Origin of the sequence: Stenotrophomonas sp. Pemsol (assembly GCF_003586545.1) — a bacterium.
Taxonomy (GTDB): domain Bacteria; phylum Pseudomonadota; class Gammaproteobacteria; order Xanthomonadales; family Xanthomonadaceae; genus Stenotrophomonas; species Stenotrophomonas sepilia.
Map to the genome: position 1 here is coordinate 658467 of NZ_CP025780.1, position 21629 is coordinate 680095.

General features: G+C 67.3%; 22 protein-coding genes and 1 tRNA gene. 13 read left to right on the forward strand and 10 right to left on the reverse strand.

All coding sequences use genetic code 11. The features are described from left to right. Positions 1 to 36: 36 nt before the first annotated feature. From PEM_RS02990 to PEM_RS03015, 6 genes are all read left to right on the forward strand, one after another. Positions 37 to 1401, forward strand: coding sequence for an aminodeoxychorismate synthase component I (locus PEM_RS02990; protein ID WP_065177974.1), 1365 nt, complete (start codon positions 37 to 39; stop codon positions 1399 to 1401). Positions 1402 to 1633: 232 nt separating this feature from the next. Further along, a complete protein-coding gene (gene mltG / locus PEM_RS02995) occupies positions 1634 to 2695 on the forward strand; it encodes an endolytic transglycosylase MltG (RefSeq protein WP_095377029.1) in 1062 nt (353 codons plus the stop codon). Further along, complete coding sequence (tmk, locus tag PEM_RS03000; RefSeq protein ID WP_053501108.1) at positions 2692 to 3357, forward strand: dTMP kinase; 666 nt, start codon at positions 2692 to 2694, stop codon at positions 3355 to 3357. Before mltG ends, tmk begins: the two co-directional genes overlap by 4 nt. Continuing rightward, positions 3354 to 4310, forward strand: coding sequence for a DNA polymerase III subunit delta' (locus PEM_RS03005; RefSeq protein WP_111127621.1), 957 nt, complete (start codon positions 3354 to 3356; stop codon positions 4308 to 4310). Before tmk ends, PEM_RS03005 begins: the two co-directional genes overlap by 4 nt. Beyond that, positions 4307 to 4660 carry a PilZ domain-containing protein gene (locus PEM_RS03010; protein WP_005412452.1) on the forward strand — a complete coding sequence of 118 codons (354 nt, stop codon included), beginning with the start codon at positions 4307 to 4309 and terminating at the stop codon, positions 4658 to 4660. Before PEM_RS03005 ends, PEM_RS03010 begins: the two co-directional genes overlap by 4 nt. A 117-nt stretch (positions 4661 to 4777) precedes the next feature. Further along, positions 4778 to 4852: transfer RNA gene (locus PEM_RS03015), tRNA-Val, on the forward strand. Positions 4853 to 4937: 85 nt separating this feature from the next. On the opposite strand, the gene PEM_RS03020 is transcribed toward PEM_RS03015, so the two are convergent. Together PEM_RS03020 and PEM_RS03025 are read right to left on the reverse strand one after the other, a co-directional pair. Then, positions 4938 to 5501 (reverse strand): hypothetical protein, encoded by a 564-nt coding sequence (locus PEM_RS03020; RefSeq protein WP_005415515.1) that lies wholly within the window; start codon positions 5499 to 5501, stop codon positions 4938 to 4940. A gap of 52 nt (positions 5502 to 5553) precedes the next feature. Then, on the reverse strand, positions 5554 to 5961 hold the full coding sequence (locus tag PEM_RS03025) for a hypothetical protein (protein ID WP_111127623.1): 408 nt from the start codon (positions 5959 to 5961) through the stop codon (positions 5554 to 5556). Positions 5962 to 6525: 564 nt separating this feature from the next. Between PEM_RS03025 and PEM_RS03030 the strand changes: the two genes are divergently transcribed. Further along, positions 6526 to 6906: a tautomerase family protein gene (locus PEM_RS03030; protein ID WP_053501099.1), complete on the forward strand. Its 381-nt coding sequence runs from the start codon at positions 6526 to 6528 to the stop codon at positions 6904 to 6906. Positions 6907 to 6940: 34 nt separating this feature from the next. Here the strand turns inward: PEM_RS03030 and PEM_RS03035 are convergent, their stop codons facing one another. Together PEM_RS03035 and PEM_RS03040 are read right to left on the reverse strand one after the other, a co-directional pair. Then, the gene (locus tag PEM_RS03035) at positions 6941 to 8038 is read right to left on the reverse strand and encodes an XVIPCD domain-containing protein (protein ID WP_111127625.1); all 1098 of its coding nucleotides are present in this window, start codon (positions 8036 to 8038) and stop codon (positions 6941 to 6943) included. Positions 8039 to 8070: 32 nt separating this feature from the next. Beyond that, positions 8071 to 8649, reverse strand: a complete 579-nt coding sequence (locus PEM_RS03040; RefSeq protein ID WP_050562684.1) for a hypothetical protein — start codon at positions 8647 to 8649, stop codon at positions 8071 to 8073. Positions 8650 to 8890: 241 nt separating this feature from the next. On the opposite strand from PEM_RS03040, the gene PEM_RS03045 reads away from it, so the two are divergent. From PEM_RS03045 to PEM_RS03055, 3 genes are all read left to right on the forward strand, one after another. Next, positions 8891 to 9286, forward strand: a complete 396-nt coding sequence (locus PEM_RS03045) for a DUF2946 family protein (RefSeq protein ID WP_111127627.1) — start codon at positions 8891 to 8893, stop codon at positions 9284 to 9286. Positions 9287 to 9415: 129 nt separating this feature from the next. Next, complete coding sequence (locus PEM_RS03050) at positions 9416 to 11554, forward strand: TonB-dependent receptor (RefSeq protein ID WP_162911572.1); 2139 nt, start codon at positions 9416 to 9418, stop codon at positions 11552 to 11554. 11 nt (positions 11555 to 11565) lie between these two features. Next, positions 11566 to 13071 (forward strand): PepSY domain-containing protein, encoded by a 1506-nt coding sequence (locus tag PEM_RS03055; protein WP_111127629.1) that lies wholly within the window; start codon positions 11566 to 11568, stop codon positions 13069 to 13071. Between the two features lie 9 nt (positions 13072 to 13080). On the opposite strand, the gene PEM_RS03060 is transcribed toward PEM_RS03055, so the two are convergent. Further along, on the reverse strand, positions 13081 to 14214 hold the full coding sequence (locus tag PEM_RS03060; RefSeq protein ID WP_111127631.1) for an MFS transporter: 1134 nt from the start codon (positions 14212 to 14214) through the stop codon (positions 13081 to 13083). 11 nt (positions 14215 to 14225) lie between these two features. Next, positions 14226 to 15002 (reverse strand): DeoR/GlpR family DNA-binding transcription regulator, encoded by a 777-nt coding sequence (locus PEM_RS03065; protein WP_053499766.1) that lies wholly within the window; start codon positions 15000 to 15002, stop codon positions 14226 to 14228. Between the two features lie 158 nt (positions 15003 to 15160). Between PEM_RS03065 and smqnr the strand changes: the two genes are divergently transcribed. Beyond that, on the forward strand, positions 15161 to 15808 hold the full coding sequence (gene smqnr / locus PEM_RS03070) for a SmQnr family pentapeptide repeat protein (protein ID WP_065177962.1): 648 nt from the start codon (positions 15161 to 15163) through the stop codon (positions 15806 to 15808). A gap of 3 nt (positions 15809 to 15811) precedes the next feature. On the opposite strand, the gene PEM_RS03075 is transcribed toward smqnr, so the two are convergent. Together PEM_RS03075 and PEM_RS03080 are read right to left on the reverse strand one after the other, a co-directional pair. After that, the gene (locus PEM_RS03075; RefSeq protein WP_095377019.1) at positions 15812 to 16486 is read right to left on the reverse strand and encodes a class I SAM-dependent methyltransferase; all 675 of its coding nucleotides are present in this window, start codon (positions 16484 to 16486) and stop codon (positions 15812 to 15814) included. 86 nt (positions 16487 to 16572) lie between these two features. After that, positions 16573 to 17271 carry a glutathione S-transferase family protein gene (locus PEM_RS03080; RefSeq protein ID WP_111127633.1) on the reverse strand — a complete coding sequence of 233 codons (699 nt, stop codon included), beginning with the start codon at positions 17269 to 17271 and terminating at the stop codon, positions 16573 to 16575. 115 nt (positions 17272 to 17386) lie between these two features. Here PEM_RS03080 and PEM_RS03085 point away from each other — a divergent pair, with 115 nt between their 5' ends. Continuing rightward, complete coding sequence (locus PEM_RS03085; RefSeq protein ID WP_111127635.1) at positions 17387 to 18331, forward strand: LysR substrate-binding domain-containing protein; 945 nt, start codon at positions 17387 to 17389, stop codon at positions 18329 to 18331. Here PEM_RS03085 and PEM_RS03090 read toward each other — a convergent pair. Beyond that, the gene (locus PEM_RS03090) at positions 18270 to 19649 is read right to left on the reverse strand and encodes a PLP-dependent aminotransferase family protein (protein WP_111127637.1); all 1380 of its coding nucleotides are present in this window, start codon (positions 19647 to 19649) and stop codon (positions 18270 to 18272) included. The genes PEM_RS03085 and PEM_RS03090 overlap by 62 nt on opposite strands. A 132-nt stretch (positions 19650 to 19781) precedes the next feature. Between PEM_RS03090 and PEM_RS03095 the strand changes: the two genes are divergently transcribed. Continuing rightward, positions 19782 to 20645: a DMT family transporter gene (locus PEM_RS03095; RefSeq protein ID WP_111127639.1), complete on the forward strand. Its 864-nt coding sequence runs from the start codon at positions 19782 to 19784 to the stop codon at positions 20643 to 20645. Between the two features lie 77 nt (positions 20646 to 20722). On the opposite strand, the gene PEM_RS03100 is transcribed toward PEM_RS03095, so the two are convergent. Further along, positions 20723 to 21619: a LysR substrate-binding domain-containing protein gene (locus PEM_RS03100; protein WP_065177959.1), complete on the reverse strand. Its 897-nt coding sequence runs from the start codon at positions 21617 to 21619 to the stop codon at positions 20723 to 20725. Between the last annotated feature and the right edge of the window lie 10 nt (positions 21620 to 21629).

Here is a 21629-nt window from a genome sequence, read left to right on the forward strand (position 1 = left end):
CGGCTTCCGTGCATCTGAATCCCTGAACTGGCCATCATGACCCACGCACCGCTGATCCACCCGCTGCCGCACCCGATCGATCTGCTGGCCCTGCAGCAGCACGACCCGGCACGCTTCCCGCTGCTGATGGAATCCACCGCCTCGGGCACCGCCCAGGGCCGCTGGAGCCTGCTGCTGGCCGCGCAGGGCGACTGCCTGCGGCTGGATGCCGATGGCCAGGTGCGCGACCAGCACGACGCGGTACACGCCGGCAGCTTCCTGCAGGTGCTGGACCGTGCCTGGCAGCACGAACGCCTGCCGCACGACGGCAGCCACAGCCTGCCGTTCCGTGGCGGCTGGGCGTTGATGCTCGATTACGAAGTGGCCAGCCAGATTGAACCGGTGCTGCCGGCGCGCGCGCGCGAGGACGGCCGCCCGACCGCGCTGGCGCTGCGCTGCCCGGCTGCGGTGCTGCACGACCACCAGAACGACGCCAGCTTCGTCATCGCCGAAGCCGGTGAGCAGGCCCTGCTGGAGGCGCTGGTGACCATGGCGTCGCAGGCACTGCCGGAGGCCGGGCAGGGCTGGCAGCCGCCGCAGTCGGTGGGCGAGGATGCGCCACAGCGCTTCACCGACGGCGTGCGCCGGGTGATCGACTACCTGCGTGCCGGCGATGTGTTCCAGGTGAACCTGTCGCGGCGCTGGAGCGCGCAGTTCGCTGCGCCGGTCCAGCCGCAGGCGCTGTACGCGCAGCTGCGTCGTGCCAACCCGGCACCGTTCGCCGGCCTGTTCAGCGCGCACGGCCGCCATGTGGTCAGTTCCTCGCCGGAGCGGCTGGTGTCGGTGCATGCCGGCCACGCGCAGACCCGTCCGATTGCCGGCACGCGTCCGCGCTTCGAGGGGGACGATGATGCCGCGCGCATCCGGGAGCTGGTCGGCCACCCCAAGGAGCGTGCTGAGCACGTGATGTTGATCGACCTGGAACGCAACGACCTGGGCCGCATCTGCCTGCCCGGCACCGTGGTGGTCGATGAGTTGATGACGGTGGAGAGCTACGCCCATGTGCACCACATCGTCAGCAATGTCAGCGGCCACCTGCGCCCGGAGGTCACGCCCGGCGAGGTGATCGCCGCCACGTTCCCGGGTGGCACCATCACCGGCTGCCCCAAGGTGCGATGCATGCAGATCATCAGCGAACTGGAGCAGGTGCCGCGCGGTGCCTACACCGGCGCGTTCGGCTGGCTGAACCGCGATGGCGACCTGGACCTGAACATCCTGATCCGTACCGCCGAAGTGGATGGCCACGAGGTGAGCTTCCGCACCGGCGCCGGCATCGTGGTCGATTCGGACCCGGACAAGGAACTGGACGAGACCCGCGCCAAGGCCCGCGGCCTGCTGCGCGCGCTCGGCCAGCAGGGGTAGTGCCGGCCGCTGGCCGGCAACGCCATTCCCCCACGGTGGGTGCCGACCGTTGGTCGGCACGGAGTCCTCCATGGCCATTCATCCACGCATGGCGTGGATCTACTGATCGCCGCGCCAGGCATGGATTGTGGTGGGTGCCGACCGTTGGTCGGCACGCAGGCGCCACCCCGGTCATGACCCCAATCCACCGGCACGGTATCCTGCACGACGGAATCGAGTTCAGAGGTAGTCCATGGCGGGAGCCAAGCGCGGATGTCTGTTCGTGGTAACGCTGGTGGTGGTGCTGGGCGCCGTCGTGGCCGGCGCGGGCGCGTGGTTCTTCTACCAGCAGACCCGGTTCGCCGATGCCCCGATCACCCCGACCGCCGAGAGCGTGGTCATCGCCAGCGGCGATGGCATGAACAGCGTGCTGCGCAAGCTGCGCGATGCCGGCGTGGACGAGGGCCAGGACACCCAGTGGCAGTTGCTGGCGCGCCAGCTCGATGCGGCCGGCAAGCTGAAGGTGGGCGAGTACGCGCTCAGTGACGAGCTGACCCCGCGCGAGCTGCTGCTGCGCATGCGCGCCGGCAAGGTGCTGCAGCACCGGGTCACGATTGTCGAGGGCTGGAACATCCGCCAGCTGCGTGCCGCGCTCAAGCGCGCCGAGCCGCTGCTGCACACCACCGATACCCTGGATGACGCCGCGTTGATGCAGCGCCTCGGATTCGGTGGCCAGCATCCGGAAGGCCGCTTCCTGCCGGAGACCTACGTCTACCAGCGCGGCGACAGTGATCTGGACGTGCTCAAGCGCGCCCACGCCGCAATGGAAAAGGCGCTGGACGAAGCCTGGGAAAGCCGCGCACCGGACCTGCCGATCAACACGCCTTACGAACTGCTGACGCTGGCCTCGATCATCGAAAAGGAAACCGCGCTGGCCAGCGAGCGCCCGCAGATTGCCGGCGTGTTCATGCGCCGCCTGAAGATCGGCATGCGCCTGCAGACCGACCCGACCGTGATCTATGGCCTCGGTGCTGCGTATGACGGCAACATCCGCCGTCGCGACCTGACTACCGATACGCCCTACAACACCTACACCCGTGCCGGCCTGACGCCGACCCCGATCGCGATGCCCAGCCGCGATGCGCTGATGGCGGCCGCGCAACCCGCGGCGGGCGACGCGCTGTACTTCGTCGCCGTGGGCGATGGCAGCGGCGCGCACGTGTTCTCGCCCAGCCTGGACCAGCACAACGCGGCCGTAGCCCGCTACCTGCAGCAGCTGCGCCAGCAACGTACCCAGGAGACCCCGGCGCAATGAGTCCCGCGCTGCTTCGCCACCCGCGTTTCGTCAGCCTGGAAGGCGGCGAAGGCGCGGGCAAGACCACCGCCATCAATGCCATCCGTGACTGCCTGCGCAGCCACGGCCACGAGGTGGTGCTGACCCGCGAGCCGGGCGGTACGCCCCTGGCCGAGCGCATCCGCGGCCTAGTGCTGAAGCCCGATGCCGAGATCGCTGCCGAGCCACTCAGCGCCGAAGCCGAGTTGCTGCTGGTGTTCGCCGCACGCGCGCAGCATGTGCGCCAGGTGATCCGGCCGGCGCTGCAGCGCGGCGCCTATGTGCTGAGCGATCGCTTCACCGATTCCAGCTACGCCTATCAGGGCGGTGGCCGTGGCCTCGACCCGCAGTGGATTGCCGACCTGGAGCGCCGCGCGGTCGGCCTGCTGCCGGGCCTGACCCTGCTGCTGGATGTGGACGTGGCGGTGGGCCGCGCCCGCGCGAATGGCCGTGACCTGTGGCCGGACCGCATCGAGAGCGAGCAGGACGATTTCTTCCAGCGCGTGCGCGAAGTGTTCCGCAGCCGCGCACAGCAGGATCCGCAGCGCTTCGCATTGATTGATGCGGGCCAGGAGCAGGCGCGCGTGGCCGCCGATGTGGTCGCGCGTGTCGAGCGCTGGCTGCGGGACGGGGAGGGCGCATGAGCACGTTTTCGCCCTGGCAGCAGCGCGCGTTCGAACAGACGGTGGCCGCGCTCGACGCCGGTCGCCTCGGTCATGGCCTGCTGATCTGCGGTCCGGCCGGGCTGGGCAAGCATGAGGTGGCGCTGGCGCTGGCCGACTACGTGCTGGCGCAGGGCGATGCAGCCCACGCCACGCGCACGCGCCAGCTGATCGCGGCGGGCACGCACCCGGACCTGCAGCTGGTCAGCTTCATTCCGAACAAGAGCGGCGACAAGCTGCGTACCGAGATCGTCATCGAGCAGATGCGCGAGATCACCGACAAGCTGGCGCTGACCCCGCAGTACGGCGTGGCGCAGGTGGTGATCGTCGACCCGGCCGATGCGATCAACCGCTCGGCGGCCAACGCGCTGCTGAAAACCCTGGAAGAGCCGCAGCCCGGCCGCTACCTGTGGTTGATCAGCAGCGACCCGGCACGCTTGCCGCAGACCATCCGCAGCCGCTGCCAGCGCCTGGAATTCAAGTTGCCGCCGCAGCACGAAGCACTGGCCTGGCTGCAGCAGCAGGGCCATAGCGAGGCATCGGCGCGCGAAGCGCTGGACGCGGCGCGCGGCCATCCCGGCCAGGCCGACAACTGGCTGCGCGAAGACGGCCTGAGCCTGCGCCGCGAAGTGGGCCGCGAGCTGGAACAGCTGGCTGCCGGCAAGACCGGCGCGGTGGAGCTGGCGCAGAAGTGGTGCGGTGACGACAACGCGGCGCTGCGCCTGCGCTTTGCCGCCGACCTGGCGCTGGCCCAAGCCAGCACCGATGCCTTGACCACGCCGGAGCGATTGCACAAGCTTGCAGCCTGGTTCGATGCGGCCAACCGCACCCGCGACCTGCTGCGCACCACGGTGCGTGCAGACCTTGCGGTGGTCGAGTTGCTGCTGGCCTGGAACAAGGTAAACGAGCGGCCTGCCGCAAGGGGAAATCGATGAGTGCCAGCAACGCCCGCCAGGGCATCCTGTCCCTGGCCGTAAAGGACAAAGCCGCGCTGTACAGCGCGTACATGCCGTTCGTGAAGAATGGCGGCATCTTCGTGCCCACGCCCAAGCGCTACTTCCTGGGCGACGAGGTGTTCCTGCTGCTGACCCTGCCCGATTCCAGCGAGCGCCTGCCGGTGGCCGGCAAGGTGATCTGGGTGACCCCGGCCGGCGCGCAGGGCAACCGCACCGCCGGCATCGGCGTGCAGCTGGCCGATGGTGCCGAAGGCGAGGGCGTACGCCACAAGATCGAGACCCTGCTGGCCGGCCTGACCGGCTCGGACAAGCCGACCCATACGATGTGATTCCGGTAGCGTCGGGTCATGCCCGGCGGCGGCCCTCGAAACGCCCGTGAACACGAATGTGAAAAACTGTTGACGGCCTCTGAAAAGCCCCTATAATGAGCGGCTCAGCAACACACCGGGCGGTTAGCTCAGCGGTAGAGCATTGCCTTCACACGGCAAGGGTCACAGGTTCGATCCCTGTACCGCCCACCATGTTGCAGAACGAAAGAAGCCTCCAGAAATGGGGGCTTTTTTGTTACCAGCGATCCAGCAAGATCAGCTGGAAGCACACGCCCTTTCAGCCGTGCCGCTCCAGCAGCTCGCGCGCGATCATCGCCGTGGCATCCAGCAGGTCATGGCCGCTACCCGCCTGCACCACCACCGCCAATAGGCTGCGGCCCACCTCGGCATTGCCGCTGGTCAGTTCCATCTCGCCCTCAAAGCACAGATCGGCCAACCATTCATGGGCCTGCTGCAGCCCGCGCTTGCGGACGCGGCGGAACTCCGCGAGCAGCTTCGCCTGGCCGGCCTCCTGCTCACCGTCGGCCAGCAGGCCGATGGCACCGCCGTGCGCCGCGCGCCAGAGGGCCGGTAGCGGGCGACCGTTCGCGTCCACCACGTCCGGCGAGAACTGCGCGCAGTACATTTCGTAGCGCTTGCCCGCTGTGCTGCGGGGCACGATGCCGGCTTCGGCCAGCAGGCGTTCGGCTTCATCCAGTGTGCTGAACTTCAAGCGCAGCAGTGCAGGGCGGCTCAGCTGTTGTGCCAGCGCGTGCTGGTTGGCGGCGAACCAGACGTTCCAGCCCACGGTTGCGCGGCCTTCCAGTGCGGCCTTGAAGTATTCCAGGTGTTCGGCGTCCATTGCGGCCTCCTGCGTTCCCTGCGCGATTGTAGCGGGAGCACATCCGCGCCGGTCAGGCATCGCCGCTGGAGAGGCAATGATGTGCCTCGCGCACCAGCTGTCGTGCGGCCACGATCAGTCCGTCGATATGGAAGGCGCCCAACTGTTCGTCCGGGCCACCTTCGTTGCGCGCATGGTCGGCGGCCTGCAGCAGATCGAGCAACGCGCCGAGCGCAGATAGCGAGCGGCGCAACGAAGCGTGATTGCTGGCGCCGAGGGTGAGGCTGATGCACGGCTGTCCGTCATCGCCGTCAGCATGGTTGATCGCATTGAGACGGGCGAAGAACGTGGCCGACTGCGCCGGCAGGTTCTGTTCGTTCAGTGCGCACTCGATCTCGCGTGCGACGTCTTCGGGCACATCGGCGGCGACGTCGCCGATAAGGGTGTACAGGCGGGGATGGACGGCGGTGCGGTTGGTCATGGCGAAACCCTCACTGGCGTAGGGCCACCTTCCGGAGTGAAGGTGGCGGACGGTGCGGGTTGGCGTACCGGGGCAAACACAACGGAGTGAGAAATCACCCGGCGGATCGAGTGATCCCCACACACCGCCCGCCATTGAGGGCAGTTGGTGCATTCTTGCGGCTACGCACTGCTGCGCAACCTATCCGTTCGGTTTGCTTTTTCGAGACGCCAATCCCGGCCAAGGCGTCTTGCCTCGGCGCGGCGATCTTCAAGCCGGGCAATCACATCGGTCTGTAAGGAAAATTCTCAACTGTCCCTAGGCAGGCCAGACGTTTCCCGATGTGTGTCGTCCGACACCTGCGAGTAGTGCGGCCCATCACTGATGGCGCACATCGCCGCCCCTGCCGACCGTGCACATGACGACTCCGGAGGGATGCCGCCACGGCAATCGCGTCACCCCGCGCGGCGGAGGCGGGACCATGCCACGCATGGAGCCAGAGGGTTCCATCCCTGCGCTGTCCCGCCGCCCCGGGCAGGCGTAGTCTCAGCCTGTCGTCGTACCCATCCACTCTGGAGTGCCACCATGCCGCTCGCCCGCATCGATCTTCGCAAAGGCAAATCCGCCGACTACCTGCAACGCGTCGGCGAAACCATCTACCAGGCCATGCGCGCGGTGGGAGTGCCGGAAAACGATCGCTTCCAGATCTTCCAGGAACACGCGCCCGGCACGCTGATCTACGATCCCGGCTACCTGGGCGTGGATCGCACCGACGACTTCATCTGCATCCAGATCACCTGGAACGAAGGGCGCACGCTCGAGCAGAAAAAGGCGTTGTACGCCGGCATCGCCGAGGGACTGCATGCGGCGGTGGGCATCCGCCGCGAGGATGTATTCATCAATCTGGTGGAAGTGAAGAAGGAGAACTGGTCGTTCGGGAACGGTCAGGCGCAGTACGTGAGTTGATGCGGGAACGGTGTCAGCGCCTGATGCGGCTGGGTCAGGCCATGCGCGGCGACGCCTGCTGTTGTGCCTGTTGCTCGTCCTGCGCCAGCCGGCTTGCGTCGCGGGATCGCTGCTGCACATTGGCCTGCTGATACAGCGTATCCGCGTCGCCCTGCTGCGTATCGAGCAGGGACAGGCGCTGGCGATTGGCGGCAGGGTCCGGCGAGGCGGTGTCGCCGCTGCGATGCAGGAATACGTAGCCGGGTGCCTCGGCGGTGCTGTTTGAACTGAATGCCACCTGCAGCGTGTCCTTTTCGCTGAAGCCGGCCTGCACCGCCGCGTGGGTCAGATGGCCTGCCAGTCGTTCGTGCTCCTGGCCGGGGGGCAGTCCCTGCTGTTCGCTGGCCTGGGCGAGTGCGGTACGCACTTTCTGGTCCAAGGCATGAAGGCTGTGCCCCGGTGCGCGCGCGTCCGCAGCCAGACGCTCGCCCAAGGGGCCATCAATGCCATCGGTTTCGCTGAGCAGACGCTGCTTCAAGCTGCGCTCGGGCAGGGGATGAGTGGTGGTGCGGTTGAGTTCGCTGTTGGGGAAAGGGGGCTCAATGCTGTCCACGCCATGGATGTTGCGCAGCGGACGATAGCCGTCCTTGCCCTGTGACTGGACGCCCAGCGGAATGCGGACATCGGGCAGCAACTGGCCGACGGGGCCGCCGATGCTGTTCACGTCCAGGCTGTGCTTGCGCTGGATGCCGGCGTGATTCAATGCGCCCCAGGTGAAGTCCACGCAGTTGTGGCGCACGTCGGCATAGTGCTTGCTGAAGCCGTACTTCACTGGATCGTCGCCGAACGCCTTGAGCTTGTTGTACTGGGCTTCGGTGATTTCGATGGTGCGGACATGGGCGGGGTCCTTATAGACTTTCACGTCGTCTCTGACGATGCGCCCGGGACCATTCATGCTGCCATGCTCGACGGGTGCGAAGCCGAAACTCTGCGCCGCTTTACCTGTAGCATGCAGAACATAGAACATGTGGCCAGGCCCGGAAGTATCAGGAGTGCCATCGGGCGTCAGCTGCTGCTTTCCCGAATCGGGATCGAGCAGTGGGGTGCCGGGTGCGGCAATGACAATGTCCAGGCTGTAGCGGGGCTTGTTCATGGAAACTCCTTCGTTCCTTCGAATGAATGGTGTCACTTCCCTGCAGGACGCGAGGCGTGCACGACTAGCCTTGCCGAATAGTCTTGCAGTCCTGATATGGCATGGACCGTTTGAATCTGCAGCCGGTATCTGCTGTCGAGCTCCAGCGGCAGCGCTGTCACGTTCAGGAGGTAGTTGCCGTCGCTGCCTGATGCGAGCGAGGCATAGCGCCAGCTCTCAGAGTGGTGCCACGAGGGGAGCGGCTCAACACCGTTGCGCGCGCGTGCCTGATAGCTGTCCTGTGTTGCAATCTCCTGCCAGGTAGTGCCTTCCCGACGCTGCAGGGATACTTCGAATGGGATGTTGATACTTGCTATATCGGGCGTGCCCGTTGTGGCTGGACTTCGCCGCTGCAGTTCCAGCTCCACCGCATATGTGCGGTAGCTGGCAAAATTGCGCGCCGTGGTTTCGAACTCGAACTGCACCTGCTGGCCGGGCGCGTCCACGGCGATGGGCTGTGAGAGTTCCAGCGGCTCTGGCGGTGGGGGCGGCCCCTTGTCGGCGCAGGCAGCAAGCAGAGCGGTCAGGCCGAGCAGGCTGATGCGCTGCCGGTGTGTGATGCGGGTGGTCATGCAGATTTCTCTGGCTCCTTGCCGTGGCCAATTGAACCCTAACGTTGGCGAGGCAGAGCCCGCAAGCGCAGGGACCGCGGTGTGGTGCATTCACATGTCGGCGCGCGAGGCGAGCTCCTGCGTCACCGTGTCGCAGGGGGCAAACCCTGAACGGGGTCCAAGGTTGGGCACAGGCCCGTAGAATGGCCGGGTGCGTCATTCTGTCCTCCACCGCCGGTTCCAGGCCCTGGCTTGGCTTGCCATGCTGCTGGTGCTGCTCGCCCCGCTGGTGAGCCGCTGGCTGGCGCATGGTCACGTGGCTGCCGCTGCGCCGGTGGCCGCCATGGACCACGCAATACACGCAGAGCATGCGCAGCACGCGATGGAAGGGCACCACGACCATCACGCGATGGCGATGCCGCACGGCGAGACCGCAAAGAAGCCGCCCGCCGATCCGCATGCCGATCATGAGATGGGCGTGGATTGTGATTACTGCCTGATTGCAGCGCGGTTGATCACCCTGTTGGTGGCGGCAGTGCTGCTGTTGATGCCGATGGCTCCGGTGTGCCGCGCGTTGCGCGGTGCCGTGCAGGCGTTGCCGCAACGAATCGGCGGCACATTGGGCGCGCGTGGGCCGCCGGCACTGATGGCTGCCTGAGCCGCACGCGCGCTGCATTGAACGTTCTTCCATGAGGTTGCCGGCCACGGCCGGTGCCCGCACGCGCGTGTCTGTCCCTTTCTGATTGCTGCCCTGCCATTGCGGGGTGGCCTTGCATGCCGTGAAAAAATGAAAACGAACCCCAACCCCGCGTGCCTGCGCCGGGCGACGCTGCCTGTCCTGTGCGCGCTGCTCCTGCATGCTGCGCCCCTGCTTGCCGCCGACGCGGCACCCCCGACCACGCTGGAGACCGTGCGGGTGGTTGACACCCGCAGCGGCGAGCTGTCCTCCATTGCCAGCGCAGGCTCTGCATTGGGCCTGAGCGTGCTGCAGACACCGGCCAGCCTGACGGTGATTTCGCGCGAACAGCTGGATCAGCGCGGCGACAGCAACCTCAACGATGCGATCAGCCGGGCAGGTGCGATCAGTGCGATGCCGCACCCGGGCAACGGTCTGAGTGCGCTGTCCAGCCGCGGCTTCACCGATGGCGCCTCGGTGATGCGGCTGTACGACGGGCTGCGCCAGTACGGCGGCGTGGGCATCACCTTCCCGTTCGATACCTGGTCGATCGAGCGCATCGAAGTACTGCGCGGGCCGGCCTCGGTCATCCACGGCGACGGTGCGATCGGCGGGGTGATCAACATCGTGCCGAAGAAGCCCTCGCGCGGTGCCATCGAAAACGAGATCAGTGTGACCGTGGGCAGCGAGGACACCGCGCGGCTGGGCTTCGGCAGTGGTGGCGCGCTGACGCCCGAGCTGGCCTACCGGCTGGATGTGAGCGGCAACTACAGCGGTGGCTGGGTCGATCGGGGACGCAACGGCGATGCCACCTTCTCCGGCGCGCTGCTGTGGCAGCCGCGCACCGACCTGCAGCTGACCTTGACCCACGCGCAGGGCCATCAGAAGCCGATGCGCTACTTCGGCACGCCGCTGGTGGAGGGACGTCAATTGGACGTGCTGCGCCATCGCAACTACAACGTGGACGACAGCGAGATCCGCTACCGCGACCGCTGGACGCAGCTCGATGCGCAGTGGACGCCGAACGCGAACGTTGACTGGCGCACGCGCGTCTACCAGATCGACAGCCAGCGCGACTGGCGCAACGCCGAGGCCTATGTCTACAACCCGCGCACCGGCCTGATCGATCGCTCGGGCAACACCCAGATCACCCACAACCAGGACCAGACGGGGCTGACCTCGACGCTGCGCGTGCAGGGCAGCGTGGGTGACCTGCAGAACAGTTTTGCCGTGGGCCTGGACGCCAACCGTGCGCACTTCAAGCACACCAACAACACCTATGCCGGCAGCTCGGGCCCGGTCGACCCGTTCCATCCGGTGCCGGGGCAGTTCGCCAGCGACGCGCCGAACCTGCCGCGCTACCGCAACGCCGCCGAGCAGTACGCGCTGTTCGTGGAAGACCGGTTGGCGCTGAGCGAGCGCTGGTCGGTGCTGGCTGGCCTGCGCCATGATCGCGCGCGCATCGATCGCACCGATCTGATCAGTGGCCAGAACGCGTTCTCGAAAACCTACAGCAGCACCGGCTGGCGCGCCGGCACGGTATTTGCGCTGCAGCCGACGCTGAGCCTGTATGCGCAGTACTCGCAGGCGGCAGATCCGGTCAGTGGACTGCTGATGATCAGCCCCGCGAATGGAGCGTTCGATCTAGCCAAGGGGCGGCAGATCGAGGTGGGCCTGAAGCAGGCGTTCGACGGTGGCGAGTGGACGCTGGCGGCGTACCGCATCCGCAAGACCGGGCTGCTCAGCCGCGATCCGCTGGTGCCTGATCGCCGCGTGCAGGTGGGCGCGCAGACCTCGCGCGGTATTGAAGCGTCGTTGACCTGGAATGTCGCGCCGCACTGGACGCTGGATGCCAACGCGACGGTGCTGAAGGCCGAATTCGAGGACTTCCTGGAAACCACGGGTTCGCCGGCGGTGCTGGTATCGCGTGATGGCAACGTGCCGCCTAACGTGGCCGAGCGCCTGGCCAGTGCGTGGCTCAGCTGGCAGTTCGCACCGGACTGGAGTGCGGCGGGGGGCGTGCGTTACGTCGGCAAGCGCTACGCCGACAACGCCAACACATTGGAGCTGCCCGGCTACAGCACCACCGACCTGGCGCTGACCTGGCAGGCGGCACCGCGCACGCGGGTGAGCGCGCGCCTGTTCAACGTGTTCGACAAGGCGTACTACGCCACCGCGTACTACACCAGTACGCAGTGGTTGCTGGGTGCAGACCGGCGCGTCGAATTCACTGTTGACCATCGCTTCTGAGGACGCTGGCGATGACGTTGCGATCCACCGCCAAGCGCTGGACCTACCTGGTGCACCGCTGGCTGGGCATCGGCGGATGCCTGCTGATGCTGCTGTGGTTCGTCAGCGGCATGGTGATGCTGTTCATTGGTTACCCGAAGCTGACACCCGGTGAGCGGCTGGCGGCGTTGCCGGTGCTGGGTGAGGCCCGCGACCTGCAGGGGCTGTCGGTACTGCCGGCTGCCGTGCAGGCCGAGCCGGAGGCTGTGGCATTGACCACACTGCGTGGCGAGCCGGCGTATGTGGTGCGAAGTGGCAGCAACGTGGGCGCCTGGTCTGCCGTGACCGGCCAGGCGCTGCTGCCGGTGTCGGCACAGCGTGCCGAAGCGTCCGCTGCACAGTTCGCGGGCGGCCCGGCCTTCGTGGGTGCGATGCGCGTGGACGAGGACCGCTGGACGCATTCGCGCGCTTTGGATGCGCATCGGCCGCTGTATCGCGTCGAGGTGGGCGGTGAGCAACCGGGCGACCTGTATGTGTCCTCGCGTACCGGTGAAGTCGTGCTGGACGCGCCGCATATGCAGCAGCGCTGGAACTATGTGGGCGCCTGGCTGCACTGGTTGTATTTCCTGCGCATGCAGTCGGTGGACCCGGTGTGGACGTGGGTGGTGATCGTGCTGTCCGCACTGTGCACGCTGGCGGCGGTCAGCGGCATCGTGGTGGGTGTGTGGCGCTGGCGTTTCCGTGGGCACTATCGTTCCGGTGCGAAGACACCGTACGTCGAGCCGTGGATGCGCTGGCACCATCTGATCGGTCTGGTGGCAGCGGCCTTCGTGTTCACCTGGATCTTCAGCGGCCTGATGTCGATGAATCCACTGGGCGTCTTCAGCAGCACGCATGCTGCGATCGACGGTGGGCGCTATCGTGGCGGCGCGGTGGCGGTGGATGGCGCGTTGGGCGATCCGGCGAAGCTTCTGGCGGTGGCCGATGCTGAGTGCTTCCGGCCAGTTGAGATCCAGTGGCGGCGCATCGGTGGTGAGCTGTTCGCGGTGCTGCTGGACGGGCAGGGCGAGACCCGCATCGTGTCCGGCAGCGACGAGCATCTGCAGGTTGCGCACTTGCTGCCGGCCGCGTGGCTGCAGCAGAAGGCGCGGGCGCTGTCCGCTGCGCCGATGCAGGGCTTCGTGGTGCAGCAGACAGCGGATGCCTACTTCTATCCGCGTGCACCGGAAGCCATGAACGGCGCAGCAGTGCGCCGCTTCCCGGTGGCAGTGGTGGACTTTGGCGATGCGGAGGCGACGCGCGTCTATCTCGATCTGGCGACCGGCGATCCGTTGCTGACGATGGGGCATCGCGAGCGGGTGGGGCGCTGGTTGTTCTACTTCCTGCACAGCTGGGACCTGCCGGCGATGCTGCGCCAGGAAGGTGTCCGGTTGGCGGTGTTGCTGCTGCTGAGCGCTGCTGGCACCGCGCTGTGTGCCACGGCGACGGTGATCGGCTACCGGCGCGTGCGGATGAAGCTGCGGCGCAGGCGGCGTTGATGCCCTGGGCTACACCCGCAGCCAGCGCGTGGACACCGCCACCAGCAACAAGGCCGTGGCCACGCCGACGAACGCGGCGATCAGGCCGAAATGGTCTGCGGCGAAGCCGATCAGTGCCGGTCCGGCAAGGATGCCGGCAAAGCCGAGCGTGGACACGGCAGTGATCGCCAGCGCGCCGGGCATGCGGGTCTGGTGACCGGCCAGCGAGAACAGCGCGGGCGCGATGTTGGCGCAACCGAGGCCGACCAACACGTAGCCGACCAGCGACGCCTGCCACGGCGTGACCAGGGTCAGCACCAGCACGCCCGCAGCGGCAAGCAGAGCACCGAAGACGATCGCGCGCTGGCGGCCCACGCGCGCCACCAATGCATCGCCGAACAGGCGCGCGACCGTCATGGTCAGGGTGAAGGTCACATAGCCGATGCCGGCGAGGCTGGCGTCGGCGCGACGAACGTCACTGAGGAAGACCGCGCTCCAATCCAGCATCACGCCTTCACCGAGGAAGGCGACGAACGCCAGCACGCCGATGAACAACACGATGCCGTGCGGCAGGGCCAGCATCGGTGTGTCGTGCGGCATGCGTTCGCTGTGCCAGTGCGCTGCCGACAACAGCATCACCAGCAGCATGGCGCCAACGGCGATCAGCACCGATGCCAAGGGCGGCAGCTGTGCGGACAGCAGCACGGTCATGGTGGCCGCGCCGAGGAAGCCGCCGATGCTGAAGAAGGCATGGAAGCCGGACATCATTACGCGCCGTGCTTCGCGCTCGACGATGACGGCCTGTACGTTCATCGTGCAGTCCATCGCGCCCACGGCGGCGCCGAACACGAACAGCACCAGCCCCAGTTTCCAGGCCGAGCCGGCCAGGGCCAGGCCGGGCACGGTCAGGCAGATCAGCAGGCTGCTGGCCACCATCACCCGCCGGCAACCGAGGCGCGCGGCCAGCACGCCGGACAACGGCATTGCCAGCAGCGAACCGGCACCGAGGCAGAGCAGTACCAGCCCCAGCGTGGCGTCGTTGATCCCGGTGCGTGCCTTGGCGAACGGCACCAGGGTGGCCCACAGCGCGGTGGCGAAGCCGGGAATGAAGAACGCAGCGCGGGTCGCGTGCTGTTCGGTACGCGCGCGGTTGGCAAGGGACATGAGCGATACGGTCAGGGGGGAGTGGGGTGTACCGCGATGCCGGCGGCGCGGAAGCGCGCCGCCAATGCGGGCGGCGCGGTGGTGGTCAGCACCAGGTCGTCGATCTCGTCGAGGCTGGCGATCTGCCAGTGGCCGCGGGCACCGAGCTTTTCAGTAGTGGCGGCGACGATGACGCGGCTGCTGCACGCGACCATCGCGCGCTTCAGCGTGGCCTCTTCTGCATCCATTGCCCATACACCAGTATCGCCGTCCACCGCGCAGGGGCCGGGCAGGTACACGTCGGCGCGCAGGCGCTGCACCTGGGCCAGTGCTTCTGCGCCGACCGCACCGCCACCGCTGGCCAGGCGGCCGCCGATCAGCTGCACCGAGGTGCCATCAAGCATGCTGGCGGCCGTGGCGATCTGTGGCGCATTGGTGATCACCGTCAAGCCGAGGGCGGGCGGCAACTGCTGGGCGATCGCCAGGTTGGTTGAACCGGCATCGAGCAGTACAACCTGATTGGGTTGCAGCAACGCGCAGACGCGGGCGGCCAGCTCGGCCTTGTCGCCGCGGTCGCGGGTCAGGCGCTCGCGCAGCGGGCGTTCCTTGGGCGGTGGCAGCACGGCGCCGCCGTAGACACGCTGGCACAGGCCCTGTGCGGCCAGCTCGCGCAGGTCGCGGCGGATCGAATCTTCGGAGACGGCATAGCGGCGCGCCAGTTCGGCAGCGACCACGCGGCCCTGCTGGCGCAGTTCTTCGAGGATCTGCCGAGTGCGTTGGGCGGGGAGGGGGCTGGGGTCTGAGCTCATGCCATAAGTCTGCACATTCGTGCATAAATGTGCAACAACGTGCAATTGGCATCGGGGACACAGCGCGGCTGGACTGCCGGTGAATCCTCCCGCGCCCACGTCTATGGATCGCCCTCGCGGCCCGGCATCATGGCGGGGCACCTGGCATGGAATCCACGATGTCCCCCACCGTTCACCGCAAGCTGCGCATCGGCGCGGACCAGTACACCGGCCAGAAAGTGGTCGACCAGCAGTTCCACGAATGCGATTTTTCCAGCGTGGACCTGACTGCCACCGAGTTCATCAACTGCAGCTTCTATGACGCCGAAAGCCGCAGTGGCTGCCGCTTCAACGGCGCCACGCTGAAGGAAGCCAGCTTCCGCAGCTGCGACATCAGCATGTGCCACTTCAATTTCGTCAAGGCATTGGGCCTGGAAATCAGCGAGTGCCGCGCGCAGGGCGCGGATTTCAGCAACGCCAGCTTCATGAACCAGATCACCCCGCGCAGCGGGTTCTGCAGTGCCTTCATCAAGAAGTCGAACCTGCGCTATGCCAATTTCTCGCGGGTGACGCTGGAAAAGTGCGAGCTGTGGGAAAACCGCTGGGATGGTGCGAACGTCAGCGGCGCCAGCTTCGCCGGCTCGGACCTGTCGGGCGGCCAGTTCGAGGGCATCGACTGGAGCAGCGCCAACTTCACCGGCTGTGACCTGACCCACTCGGAGCTGGGTGAGCTGGACCTGCGCAGCACCAACCTGCGCGGCGCCACGCTGGATGTGCAGCAGGTGGCGCTGTTGATGCAGCGCATCGGCATCACCGTGGTGCCGTAGGCATCACCCGGCGTACGCCACCCAGCCCCTGAAGCTGAAGCCTGCATAGAACAGCTCCACGCCGTCGAAGCCGGCCTCCTGCAGCAGGGCGACCTCCTGTTCGGGCGCCAGCAGCGGCAGCCGCTCGGCAATGGCGTCGATCGCGCGCTGCGCATCGGCGTGGGCAACACCCGAGGCTTCGGCGAACGCGGCGTAGCGCTGCAACCAGCGGAGCTTGCCGGCCGGATCCTGCGGCACGCTGTGGTGCGCCACCACCAGCGGCGCGCCGGGCTGCAGGCGCCTGTGCAGCTCGCGCAGCGTGTGCAGGCGCTGCGCGGCATCGAGGAAGTGCAGGGTGAGCAGGCAGCTGGCACCATCGAAGCGCGCGTCCGGGGCATCGTCGATGTAGCCTTCCAGCAGTTCGACGCGTGCGTTCAACGGGCCCAGTGTCTGCTCGGCCAGCGCGAGCATCGGCGCGGCCGGATCCACACCCAGCAACTGCCAGCCCGGCTGCGCCTCGGCGAAGGCTTTCAGCTCCAGCCCGCCCCCGGCACCGAGTACCAGTACGCGGCCCTGCGCAGGAACACGTTCGGCCAGCAGCAGGCGGCTCATCTGCTGCAACGCGAGGAACCCAGGCACCTGGCGCAGTGGCGCTTCGGCATAGCGGGCCACCGCCTGTGGGTCGGAGAACGTGGACATGCGCGGATTCCTTCGACGGGGACAGACCACTGTAGCGCGGCGCGCAAGAGGCATTGCGCGCCGCTGCCGCAGAGACAGCACAGGGCTCAGGCCGCTGTGGCCTCAAGCACGTCTTCCAGCCTCACCTCGCCGAGGAAGCCACCACTGCTGGTTGCCGGCTGCTGCGCTTCGATGGCGTGGGCGAACTGCACGCCCGCGTCGTCCTGCAGGCGTTCGAACAGCTGCTGCACCCTGGGGAACTCGCGGCGGTCGACGACCTGGTGAAAGTCGTTCCAGCGCGCGATGCCGGCGAAGTAGGCATCGGCGAAGCTGCGCTGTTCGCCCAGCAGCCACGGGCCCGTACCGATCATCTGCTCCAGCGCCTGGTGGGCGTGGCGCACCTTGGTCGTGCCATAGGCACCCAGCACCTCGGCTTCATCACCTTCCGCATGCTCCAGTGCGTGCCAGAGCGGCGCGTAGGCACCGAAGAAGCTGGTGTTGAGATAGGCCAGCCGGTGGTTGAGGCGATCGAAGCCAGCCGTGCCCTGTGCGAAGCCCAGCCCCTGCGCGATGCCCTTCGCAGCCAGGTGGTTGAGGATTGCCAGGCTCTCGCTGAGCAGCTCGCCCTGCGGGGTTCGCAGGGTCGGGGTTTCGCCCAGTGGATTGAGGCGGCGGTAGTCTTCGCCCTGCACCTGGCCGGGCATGTCGATGCGGCACAGCTGGTAAGGCTGGCGCAGCCACTCCAGTGCAACGATGGAGCCGAACGAGCAGCCCGAGGGCACGCCGTAGAAGAGGATCGGGGTCATGGCAGATTTCCGGTTCGAGCCGCGATGCGGCGGGTGAGGAAAGCGTGCCAGCATGGACATTGCCGCTGAAGCCGTCCGAATGGCATCCTGAAGTCCACACGTGTGGACGTTGCGCATGCTCAACCTCAATGATCTGGCCCTGTTCGTGACCGCAGTGGAGCAGGGTGGTTTCGCCGCAGGTGGGCGCCATCTGGGCCTGCCGCGCTCGACCCTTAGCAAGCGCGTGGCGCTGCTGGAAGAACACCTCGAGGTGCGGCTGCTGCAACGCAGTTCGCGCCGCTTCGCGCTGACCGAGGTCGGCCAAGAGTTCTTCGAACGCGCACGCGCGGCGTTGTCGGAGGTAGAGGCTGCGGAGGCCATTGTCCGCGACCGCCAGGCCGAACCCAGCGGCACCGTGCGCATCAGCGCTTCGATTCCGGTGGTGCAGGGCGAGCTCGCCGCGTGCCTGCCCGCATTGGCCCGCCGCTATCCGCGGCTGCGCATCGAAGTTGAAGTGAGTGATCGTTTCATCGATCTGGCGCAGGAGGGCATCGACATCGCCCTGCGCAGCCACTTCGGTCCGCTGCCGGATTCCGGGTTGGTGCAGCGAATGCTCGGTAGCGAACGCATCGTGCTGGTGGCGGCCCCTGGTTATCTGGCAGCCGCGCCGGCAGTGGACACGCCCGAGCAGCTACGCGCGCATGCCGGCCTGCTGACCGCGCGCCATGCAACGCGCTGGACGCTGCACAGCGCCGACGCCGGCACCGTGCAGGTGGAGCCGCAGGTGGCGCTGGTCGGCAATGAATCGCAGCTGCTGATCGCGGCGGCAGAAGCGGGTCTTGGCATCACCGTGCTGCCCTACAGCCTGTGTGCGGCGGCCATCGCTGCTGGCCGCCTGCAGCAGGTCCTGCCGGCGTGGCATGCCGGCGAAGTCACCACCAGCGTGCTGCTGCCGCATCGTCGCGGCCAGCTGCCGGGCGTGCGCGTGGTGGTGGATGCGCTGGTCGCGCATTACCAGCTCATCGCAGCGCGCGTGCCAGTACCTGCCAGATCCTCGGGTCCTGGCACTGCGAGACGTTGAAACGCACATAGTCGGCCGCGCGCTGCGATTGGCTGAACGCGTTGCCCGGGGCCAGCACGATGCCTTCGCGCAGGCACTGCCGGGCCAGCGCGGCGGAATCGCGACCATCGGGAAGTTGGCACCAGAGGAACAGGCCGGCTTCCGGTTGCAGCCACGGCGTGATGCCCAGCGTCTGCAGTTTCCGCAGTGTGTGCCGGCGCGCGTCGGCCAGCCGCGAGCGTATCGACTGCATGTGGCGTCGGTAGCCACTGTCGGTCAGCGCGATGTGCATCAGCTGCGCGGCCAGATGACCACCGCCGAAGCTGGTCGCCAGCTTCAGGTCGGTCAATGCTTCGATCCAGTCATGACGTGCAGCGATGTAGCCGCAGCGCGAAGCGGCCGACAGCGTCTTGGAGAAACTGCCGACGTGGATCACCCGTGACAGCCCGTCGAGCGCGGCCAGCCGGGGCGCCGGCTGCAGTTCGAAGTCGGCGAAGATGTCGTCCTCGACGATGATCAACTCGCTGCGTTCGGCCAGGCCCAGCAGGCGGTGCGCGGTGCTGGCCGAAAGTACCGCACCGGTCGGGTTGTGCAATCCGGAATTGGTGATGTACAGCCGCGGCGAATGGTCCTGCAATGCACGATCGAACGCTTCAAGGTCCGGGCCGGTGGGTGTGTACGGCACACCCACTGCCTGTACCTGGTGCGCCTTCAGCAGCGCGTGGTAGTTGAAGTAGCTCGGATCATCGACCAGCACGCAGTCGCCGGGCTTGAGCAGGAAACGGCAGATCAGGTCGACCGCGTGCGTCCCGGAGTCGGTCAGCAGGATCTGCTCCATCGGTGCATCGATGCCGAGCGTGGCGCTGCGCCTCTGCAGCAGCTGGCGCAACGCGGGCAGCCCGAGTGGGCCGGCGTAGTCGACCAGGTGCACTGCATCGGCACGCGCCAGCCGACGCAGGCCGCGGCGCATGCCATCGTGATACAGCCAGTCACTGGGCAACCAGCCGCACCCCGGCTTGAGGTGGCCCGGCGGGGTTTCCAGCGACTGCCGCGACACCCACAGCGGGTCCACCGCGCGGTCCAGCCGCGGTTCCATCTCGGCCAGTGCCAGCGGTGCGGCCGGCCCATTGACGTAGAAGCCGGAACCGGCCCGCGCGCTGATCAACCCTTCGGCAGCGAGGCGTTCGTAGGCCTCGACCACGGTGGAGACCGACACGCCCATCGCTGCCGCCTGCGCGCGCACCGACGGCAGGCGGGAGCCGGGGCCATCCACCCGCGCGGTGATGCGGTTGCGGACGGCCTGGATGACCGATTCGATGCGGGTAAGCGGACGTGGCATGTCAGCACTGTAGTGGAAGTGTGGGCAATACAGTTCTTTGCGACTGTACTGGATTGTAGCTGGGGCGGTTCCGCCATGGATGCTTCCATACAGGCTCCGCCAGGCGTCGCCTGGCACTTCAGGATCACAGGCGTGGAACGGTCGGCGAGCGGTTGGATCAATGGCTTCATCGGGGTGGTGATTTTCGCGGGCTCGTTGCCGGCCACCCGCCTGGCGGTGCTGCAGCTGGATGCCGGGTTCGTCACCGCCGCACGCGCCACCATCGCCGCCGTGCTTGGCCTGGGCCTGCTGCTTATGCTGCGCCAGCCGTGGCCGCGGCGCGGTGACCTGCCTGGGCTGGTGGTGGTCAGCCTCGGCGTTGTGGTCGGTTTTCCACTGCTGACCGCGCTTGCGCTGCGCCACGCGTCATCGGCACATACCATCGTGTTCCTCGGCCTGTTGCCGCTGAGCACTGCGCTGTTCGGCGTGCTGCGCGGTGGCGAGCGGCCGCGTCCTGCCTTCTGGCTGTTCTCGTTGCTGGGCAGTGCCTGCGTGGTCGGCTATGCGGTGCGCAACGGCATCGAGGCCTCGCTGCAGGCCGACCTGCTGATGCTGGCGGCCATCGTGGTGTGCGGGCTGGGCTATGCCGAAGGCGGCCGGCTCGCCCGTCATCTGGGCGGCTGGCAGGTGATCAGCTGGGCACTGCTGCTGGCGTTGCCGGTGATGCTGCCGTTGACGGTGCTGATGCGCCCGGCCTCGTTCACTGCGGTCGGTGCCTCGGCGTGGTGGGCGCTGGGCTACGTGGCGGTGTTCAGCATGCTGATCGGCTTCCTGTTCTGGTACCGCGGGCTGGCGCAGGGCGGCATCGCCGCTGTCGGCCAGTTGCAGTTGCTGCAGCCGTTCTTCGGCCTGGCCCTGGCCGCGCTGCTGCTGCACGAATCGGTCAGCCTCAGCATGGTGCTGGTGACCGCGGTCGCGGTGATCTGCGTGGCAGGCGCCCGCCGCTTCAGTCGCTAGGAAAAAGGGGACGGAGGGGATTAAGTCGTAACTGGCCCTGCTGTGCCTGAAACGACTTAATCCCCTCCGTCCCCTTTTTATGAGGCGTCCTGGAACAGGTTGGCAACGGCGTAGTCGATGAACACCCGCAGGCGTGCACTGGGATGGCGCCCACCGGGCCATAGCAACGAGAACTGCCCCTGGTACGTGGGCAGCGCAGGCAGCACCCGTTGCAGGCGGCCATCGTCCAGCGCGTCAGCGGCGAGGAAGTCCGGCATCCAGGCCAGGCCCATGCAACCGATCGCAGCGGCCAGCACGGCTTCCATGTTGTTGCAGGTCATCGCCGTGGGAAGGCGCGCGCCGGCATCGCCTTCGATACCCGGCAGCTGCCACGGATGCAGCCTTCCGGTGGTGGGGTAACGGAAGCGCAGCGCGGTATGCATGCGCAGGTCGCCTACATCGCCGGGTGTGCCGTGCGCCTGCAGGTAGCCCGGCGCCGCACAGAGGATGAAACGAAAGCCACCCAGTCGCCGCGCGGTCAGGCTGGAATCGGCCAGTTCGCCGCTGCGTATCACCGCGTCCAGGCCTTCGCTGACCACATCGACGATGCGGTCGTTGAAGTCCAGTTCCAGCTGCACCTGCGGGTAGCGCTGCTGGAAGCCGGGCAGCACCGGCAGCAGGAAGCGGTAGCCGATGGTGGGCAGGCCGATGCGCAGCAGTCCGCTGGGGGCGTGCTGTCGTTGCGCCAGATCTGCCTGCGCTTCGGAAAGTTCGTCCAGCGCACGCCGGCAGCGTTGCAGCAGCAGTTCGCCTTCGTCGGTGAGGTGCACGCGGCGGGTGGTGCGCTGGAACAGGCGCGCGCCCAGGTCGAGCTCAAGGCGGGCGATGCGCTTGCCGACGGCCGAGGCTGACAGGCCGAGTACGCGGGCCGCACCGACGATGCTGCCTGCCTCCGCGGTGCGGACAAAGGCGAGCAGGGCGGAGATGGAGTCCATGGGGAGCATG

What these genes read in the sequence shown, in the direction of transcription:
- PEM_RS02990 (WP_065177974.1), top strand. Translation starts at nt 37, where the DNA reads ATGACCCACGCACCGCTGATCCACCCGCTGCCGCACCCGATCGATCTG.
- mltG (WP_095377029.1), top strand. Translation starts at nt 1,634, where the DNA reads ATGGCGGGAGCCAAGCGCGGATGTCTGTTCGTGGTAACGCTGGTGGTG.
- tmk (WP_053501108.1), top strand. Translation starts at nt 2,692, where the DNA reads ATGAGTCCCGCGCTGCTTCGCCACCCGCGTTTCGTCAGCCTGGAAGGC.
- PEM_RS03005 (WP_111127621.1), top strand. Translation starts at nt 3,354, where the DNA reads ATGAGCACGTTTTCGCCCTGGCAGCAGCGCGCGTTCGAACAGACGGTG.
- PEM_RS03010 (WP_005412452.1), top strand. Translation starts at nt 4,307, where the DNA reads ATGAGTGCCAGCAACGCCCGCCAGGGCATCCTGTCCCTGGCCGTAAAG.
- PEM_RS03020 (WP_005415515.1), bottom strand. Translation starts at nt 5,501, where the DNA reads ATGGACGCCGAACACCTGGAATACTTCAAGGCCGCACTGGAAGGCCGC.
- PEM_RS03025 (WP_111127623.1), bottom strand. Translation starts at nt 5,961, where the DNA reads ATGACCAACCGCACCGCCGTCCATCCCCGCCTGTACACCCTTATCGGC.
- PEM_RS03030 (WP_053501099.1), top strand. Translation starts at nt 6,526, where the DNA reads ATGCCGCTCGCCCGCATCGATCTTCGCAAAGGCAAATCCGCCGACTAC.
- PEM_RS03035 (WP_111127625.1), bottom strand. Translation starts at nt 8,038, where the DNA reads ATGAACAAGCCCCGCTACAGCCTGGACATTGTCATTGCCGCACCCGGC.
- PEM_RS03040 (WP_050562684.1), bottom strand. Translation starts at nt 8,649, where the DNA reads ATGACCACCCGCATCACACACCGGCAGCGCATCAGCCTGCTCGGCCTG.
- PEM_RS03045 (WP_111127627.1), top strand. Translation starts at nt 8,891, where the DNA reads ATGCTGCTGGTGCTGCTCGCCCCGCTGGTGAGCCGCTGGCTGGCGCAT.
- PEM_RS03050 (WP_162911572.1), top strand. Translation starts at nt 9,416, where the DNA reads ATGAAAACGAACCCCAACCCCGCGTGCCTGCGCCGGGCGACGCTGCCT.
- PEM_RS03055 (WP_111127629.1), top strand. Translation starts at nt 11,566, where the DNA reads ATGACGTTGCGATCCACCGCCAAGCGCTGGACCTACCTGGTGCACCGC.
- PEM_RS03060 (WP_111127631.1), bottom strand. Translation starts at nt 14,214, where the DNA reads ATGTCCCTTGCCAACCGCGCGCGTACCGAACAGCACGCGACCCGCGCT.
- PEM_RS03065 (WP_053499766.1), bottom strand. Translation starts at nt 15,002, where the DNA reads ATGAGCTCAGACCCCAGCCCCCTCCCCGCCCAACGCACTCGGCAGATC.
- smqnr (WP_065177962.1), top strand. Translation starts at nt 15,161, where the DNA reads ATGTCCCCCACCGTTCACCGCAAGCTGCGCATCGGCGCGGACCAGTAC.
- PEM_RS03075 (WP_095377019.1), bottom strand. Translation starts at nt 16,486, where the DNA reads ATGTCCACGTTCTCCGACCCACAGGCGGTGGCCCGCTATGCCGAAGCG.
- PEM_RS03080 (WP_111127633.1), bottom strand. Translation starts at nt 17,271, where the DNA reads ATGACCCCGATCCTCTTCTACGGCGTGCCCTCGGGCTGCTCGTTCGGC.
- PEM_RS03085 (WP_111127635.1), top strand. Translation starts at nt 17,387, where the DNA reads ATGCTCAACCTCAATGATCTGGCCCTGTTCGTGACCGCAGTGGAGCAG.
- PEM_RS03090 (WP_111127637.1), bottom strand. Translation starts at nt 19,649, where the DNA reads ATGCCACGTCCGCTTACCCGCATCGAATCGGTCATCCAGGCCGTCCGC.
- PEM_RS03100 (WP_065177959.1), bottom strand. Translation starts at nt 21,619, where the DNA reads ATGGACTCCATCTCCGCCCTGCTCGCCTTTGTCCGCACCGCGGAGGCA.